Genomic DNA, 5,937 nt, shown 5'->3' on the forward strand with positions numbered 1-5,937 from the left:
TCTTTGGCTTTATACTTCTTTTATATTTTATCTATGGGGCTGCTGAATGTGGGTTGGTATTTACCTACCTCAAGTTAAAGAGGAATTTTTACAACTTAGACGCAATCCCCAACTTAAGAGTGATTTACAGATTGAGCAATGTTGGGAGTATGAATTACTAGATATTTGGCTCAAACAAGGAAAAATAGACGCTAAACAAGTCAACCAATTTATTACAGCCCAAGTCAAAGAGATTTTATTTGATATCGCCAGAGCCAGACAGGTTAAAATTGAGTATAAACCAGATATAGTGTATTCTAGTCCTTTAACCTTAATTAATTCCGAACAAATAACCGCTGAAGCTTGGCAAGAATGGGAAGAGTGGCAAAAAGCTAGATTAGCCGATCGCTCTCCTGATGCAGCACCTTTAATCATTAAACCAGAAGAATTAAAACAAAAAGTACCCCAAAAAACCTTTGCAGGGATGATTAAGTTACTTAATGGGACAAAAACTGTTAGAGAGTTAAGTCTAGAATTAACTCAACAGAATCTGATCAAGTTCACCTCTTTAGTAAAAGGTTACATAGATACAGGATTGATTGAATTGGTAGAAGTATCAGATTTTAGCTCACCTATCAAAGAGATAGATACTTATGTACCTTTAATCGCTTGTATAGACGATAGTCCCATTATCTGCCAAATCATGGAGACTATTGTCAAAGACTGTGGTTATCGTTTCTTAGCAATATCCGACGAACTCAGAGCCGTTAACATCTTACTCAAGCATAAACCAGATTTACTGTTTCTAGATTATATTATGCCCAAAGTTAACGGTTATGAACTATGTGGGATGTTACGGAAAGTTCCCCAATTTGCTGAACTACCTATCGTTATTTTAACTGCTCATCAAAATCTACTCGAACAATTTCGCGGTAAGATCTCAGGTTGTTCTACCTTAATTTACAAACCAGTTAAAGCAGAAGTAGTAAAAGCTACTATTACTGAACATCTCAACCCTAACTATACTCAAAAAAACTCTCTAAGCAATCAAATGACTAATGATTCAGCGGTGAATCAATCAAAGTCTGAGCCTTTATACTTCTCAGTTTAAGAGATTTATAACCACAAAGTTAATATAGCTAGAATAAGAGCACCTAAACCCAAGCTTAGATTACCCAGATAATAGGTACTTTTATATAGTTTATCTTCTATTTTAAGTTCGATTAAGTCTAGGTAGGGAGTTACTCCACGACGAAACCAACCAATTGCTTTTACCTGACTTCCTAAAGAAGGATTATTTTTAACTCGGAAATAACGAGTTTTGATTAAAGCAGTTTGATCCTGTAAGGCAAAGTAACTCTCTTGATTACTTAACAATTCTCCTGATAATTTTACCTTGTTACTTCTCATAGCGCTAGTATAAGGAGAAGAGAAAAGACTAATAATATTATTGGTATTAGTTATTGTTTGCTTATAGGGATACATCACCAAGTTTTTAATTATTTTACCTACGCCAAAGCTCAACAGAGGTAAAGTCAATAACATGGTTACAGGTTTACCAATTAAATACAGTAGCAAAGCTATTGATAATCCTCCTATTATCCCCATGATTGGTAAGTAGAAGATCAACCAATCTAACCAAAAATTTTGTTTTAATTTACTTTGTTCGAGTTTTTTAGCTTCACTAATCGCATTAGAGAGATTATACTCTATTTCTAAGTCTAATTGTTCAGCATAATCGGCTAACACTTCGATTCTTTTACCCGTAAGAGGATGAGTAGTGTTTAATTCTACCCAATTTCCCCAAGGGTTAACCATATCCCAAGTGATGATTTTACCAATATTATCTGTATCAGTGGTTATTCCCGTGGGTATAGCTTGATTTGAGTCGAAAATTGCGAAAAGACGTGTTTCTGTTAATAAATTAGTTCTTTGTTGACTACGTTCATTTTCTTCCACTATACCATAAGCTATTTTTCGCAAAGCCCGAATTAAAGCGTTAGGATTCCCCGTCACTTCTGCTGCAAAATGATCCGCATAATATTCTCTAACCCTAGAGAGATAAAATAAGCCATAAGTGGTAACAGTATAGATAAAATCAGGGAAGATAACGGGAGATTTTTTAATGGTTACTCCTAGGAGAATTAAACTAGCCAAAAAACTATAACCAAGGGTTATGATCGAGCAATCCCAATTAATTATCTGTGCTAATTCATGAGCGTAAACCGTTGCGCTTTCATCCTCATTAAGGTAGGAGAATAAACCCTGAGTTACCACAATTCTACTCTCTCTGCGTAAACCACCATAACTAAAAGCAGTGGGATTGGTATTTTTAATAATTCCTAAACGGGGAGTTTTCAGCTTATATTGTGTACAAATACGCTCGATAACTTCTGCAGCTTCAGGACTATAATAACGTATCTCTGTGAGATCTACCCAACGGGGAGAATAAACTTTAGTTAAGATATTATCTATTAATTTTGTTGATAACCCTAAAAGAATAAAATTAATAATTAAACTTAAAATTATTGCTCCTAAAGCAACCAGAATTAAATTAGACCAGAATAACCAAATAATAGCAAAGATAGGGACAAAAGTTAAGAAAATAATTGAGGTAACCGTAACAATAATTGCTAAGCTTAAATTAGAGCCTATTTTAGGCATTTTTAACTTAACATCTACTTGAGTAGCTCTTTTATTAAGATAATTAGCTTTAATGGTTGCTTGAGCGTAAATGTCTATTTTAGGGTTTTCGGTTGCTTCTTGCTGTTCAATATTCGGTCTTTCTATATAGGTAGCGTCGCTATCGTATTTACTCTGTTTTTGTTTCTGTTGGGCTGATTTCAAAGCGGGTAGCTTTTCTTTTGCCCAATCTTGAATCATGGTATCATGACTAAAGTTCAACTCTTCACACAGGGTAACCGCGGCTTTAAAATCTTTTGTTCCTGTATAAGCTTGAATCAAACCCATTTTAGCCTGTTGATTCTCTGGTAATTCGGGTTGGTGATTGTGCTGACAGTATTCTTCTAAGAATTTGATCGCAGCAGGATAGTTTTTCTGTTTTAGTGCTTTACGTCCTTGATTAAAGATGGTTTTTAATTCTTCAGGGGTATATTTAGGTACAGCTTGAATAGAGTTTAACCATTGTTGGGCCCATTGACGCACCGATAAGCGATCGCTATTAATTAATTCTTGACAAATATAAACTACTTGTTCTCGCTGACCTAAACCATAGTAAGCTCTAGCTAAACCAATTTTAGCTTGGATATATTCTTGAGACTTATAGTCATAGCAGTTTTGACAAAAGTATTCTAATAAATCTACTGCTCTTGTATATTGCTGTTCTTCAACAGCTTGTAAGCCTAGTTTTAATGACATAAGTTAAGGTTGAAGCACTTACTTTATAAATACCCATAATTGGATCTATAATTAACATTGTTGTCGAAAAAATTAACAGTTGTGTTAGTTTAGATTCTATAATGTTTGCAGCTAGGGAGAAGTTAACTTGGAAACAATTGCCACCAAAACTCGTCAAGCAGCTAGAGATTTAGCAGTATTAGATACTTTAGCCAGAAATGAGGCTTGTGAGGCGATCGCTATTGCTTTAGAAAAATCTACAGACGCTATTTTAAGCGCCAATCAACAAGATTTAAATCTAGCTAGTCAAGAAGGTATTTCTCCGGCGCTCTACAATCGGTTAAAATTAGGAGAAAGTAAACTAGCCTCAGCGATCGCAGGTGTTAGACAAGTTGCGCAATTAAGCGATCCTCTTGGTGTTGCTCAAATCCATCGTCAATTAGCAGATGGTTTAACCTTAACCAGGATTACCTGTCCTTTGGGAGTCTTAGGTGTTATTTTTGAAGCACGACCAGAAGCCTTAATTCAAATTACCACTTTAGCCCTTAAATCAGGTAACGGAGTTATCCTCAAAGGAGGAAAAGAAGCGACGAACTCCTGTAAAGTCATCACCGAAGTTATTAAAAACGCTTTAACTCAAACAAAAGTTAACCCAGAAGTTGTCCAGTTATTGACTACCAGGGAAGAAATACGTACACTTCTAACCCTAGATGAGTATATAGATTTAATTATCCCGAGAGGATCTAACGAATTTGTGCGCTATATTCAAGCTAATACCAAAATCCCAGTTTTAGGACACGCTGACGGTATTTGTCATCTCTACATCGATGCTCAAGCAGATTTAACCTCTGCTATTAATCTTACTGTAGAAGGGAAAACTCAGTATCCCGCTGCCTGTAATGCAATAGAAACATTATTAGTACATGAAGCGATCGCCCCTCAATTTCTTCCTCTAGTCGCGGAAGCTTTAACCCAACATCACGTCACCCTCAAAGGAGACACAACCACTCGTCAATATCTAGACATAGAAGCAGCAACAGAATTAGACTGGAAGACAGAGTATAGCGATTTAATTTTAGCCATCAAAGTAGTTAACTCTCTCACCGAGGCGATCGAGCATATTAATACCTATGGTTCAAAACATACTGATGCTATTGTTACCCAAGATAATAAAACCGCCGAAACCTTTCTCAATCAAGTAGATGCAGCGGGAGTATATCACAATTGCTCTACTCGTTTCGCTGACGGTTTTCGTTATGGTTTCGGTGCTGAGGTAGGTATTAGTACTCAAAAAATGCCTCCCCGAGGACCTGTAGGTTTAGAAGGTTTAGTAACTTATAAATATCAATTACGGGGTAATGGTCATCTAGTGGCTAATTATCAACCTCAATAGTTTTAAATAGTACAATTTCACCATGGAATTTAGTTTAATAACCCTAAATTCTCTTTCAGATATCATTAAAGTAGTTGAACTTATTCGCCAAGGTAAGGCAACTATTGTTATTTTAAATAAACTAGAACAAAACACCGCTCAACGAGTGATTGACTGGTTAAATGGCTATATTTACACCATAGGAGGAGTTAATCAATGCTTAAATGAATATACCTTTTTATTTGCACAAGCTAACCTACAAATCACAGGTTCAAGTCAACCTCAAATATCTCAACCCATCTCCACAACTATTAAGCAATTATTTATCAGGTTAACTGATCATAATTTATTAAAAATGTTTTATATACCTCCAGGTAATTTTAAGATGGGTTCATCTCCAGATGATTTAGAAGCAACTCCCGAAGAAACCCCCCAACATGACGTCAACCTCAATAGTTTTTATTTAAGTCAATATCCTATTACGCAAAGTCAATGGGAAATCGTAGCTAGTTTTCCTGTAATTAATAGACATCTAGACAGCAACCCTGCTTATTTTTCAGGAGCTAATTTACCCGTAGAGCGAGTATCTTGGTATGATGCGGTAGAATTCTGCGATCGCCTTTCCCAACAAACCCAACGTTTATATAGACTTCCTAGTGAAGCTGAATGGGAGTACGCTTGTCGAGGTAGTAGTGAGACTCGATATTGGTTTGGACAAAATCTTAATAGCAATTTAGCCAACTACGACGCTAGTTCAGGTTATCTTGACTCTAAAAATAACTTATTTCTCCAAAAAACTACACCAGTCAATTATTATAAGCTTAAAAATCCTTTCGGGTTAGGGGATTTACATGGTAATGTGTGGGAATGGTGTCTAGATCATTGGCATACAAACTATTATAAAGCTCCTACTGATGGTAGTCCCTGGTTATCCGCTGATGAACAACAATTGAGAGTAGTTAGGGGGGGATCTTGGTATGATTTATCCCGTTTTTGTCGCTCTAGTTGTCGTCACGCTCTTCCACCTGAGCGTCGAGTCAATAACGTTGGTTTTCGGATCGCTTGTGCTTCTCTAGATTAAGTTGAGAAAATATCTTGCATTTTTTAAAAACTTCTGTTATGATAGTTAAGCGTTGGAAAAAAACAACGAGCCGGGATAGCTCAGTCGGTAGAGCAGAGGACTGAAAATCCTCGTGTCGGCGGTTCAAATCCGCCTCCTGGCATTTTAT

General features: G+C 36.3%; 4 protein-coding genes and 1 tRNA gene. 4 read left to right on the forward strand and 1 reads right to left on the reverse strand.

Features of this window, described 5'->3' with window-relative positions; all coding sequences use genetic code 11:
- The first annotated feature begins 46 nt into the window (after nt 1–46).
- Entirely contained in the window at nt 47–1,090 is a 1,044-nt protein-coding gene (locus tag EA365_00300) for a response regulator (protein ID TVQ49616.1), read from the forward strand.
- Between the two features lie 5 nt (nt 1,091–1,095).
- Here EA365_00300 and EA365_00305 read toward each other — a convergent pair whose 3' ends face one another.
- Complete coding sequence (locus EA365_00305; protein ID TVQ49617.1) at nt 1,096–3,357, reverse strand: hypothetical protein; 2,262 nt, start codon at nt 3,355–3,357, stop codon at nt 1,096–1,098.
- A 127-nt stretch (nt 3,358–3,484) separates the two neighbouring features.
- Here EA365_00305 and proA point away from each other — a divergent pair, with 127 nt between their 5' ends.
- From proA to EA365_00320, 3 genes are all read left to right on the forward strand, one after another.
- Nucleotides 3,485–4,729, forward strand: coding sequence for a glutamate-5-semialdehyde dehydrogenase (gene proA / locus EA365_00310; protein ID TVQ49618.1), 1,245 nt, complete (start codon nt 3,485–3,487; stop codon nt 4,727–4,729).
- A gap of 22 nt (nt 4,730–4,751) precedes the next feature.
- On the forward strand, nt 4,752–5,789 hold the full coding sequence (locus EA365_00315) for a DUF552 domain-containing protein (protein TVQ49619.1): 1,038 nt from the start codon (nt 4,752–4,754) through the stop codon (nt 5,787–5,789).
- Nucleotides 5,790–5,858: 69 nt separating this feature from the next.
- Nucleotides 5,859–5,931 (forward strand) — tRNA-Phe (locus EA365_00320).
- Nucleotides 5,932–5,937: the final 6 nt, after the last annotated feature.

The sequence above is a fragment of the Gloeocapsa sp. DLM2.Bin57 genome (assembly GCA_007693955.1).
Taxonomy (GTDB): Bacteria; Cyanobacteriota; Cyanobacteriia; order Cyanobacteriales; family Gloeocapsaceae; genus Gloeocapsa.

Coding starts and splice junctions, on each gene's coding strand:
- EA365_00315 (TVQ49619.1), top strand. CDS start 4,752: ATGGAATTTAGTTTAATAACCCTAAATTCTCTTTCAGATATCATTAAA.
- EA365_00300 (TVQ49616.1), top strand. CDS start 47: ATGTGGGTTGGTATTTACCTACCTCAAGTTAAAGAGGAATTTTTACAA.
- EA365_00305 (TVQ49617.1), bottom strand. CDS start 3,357: ATGTCATTAAAACTAGGCTTACAAGCTGTTGAAGAACAGCAATATACA.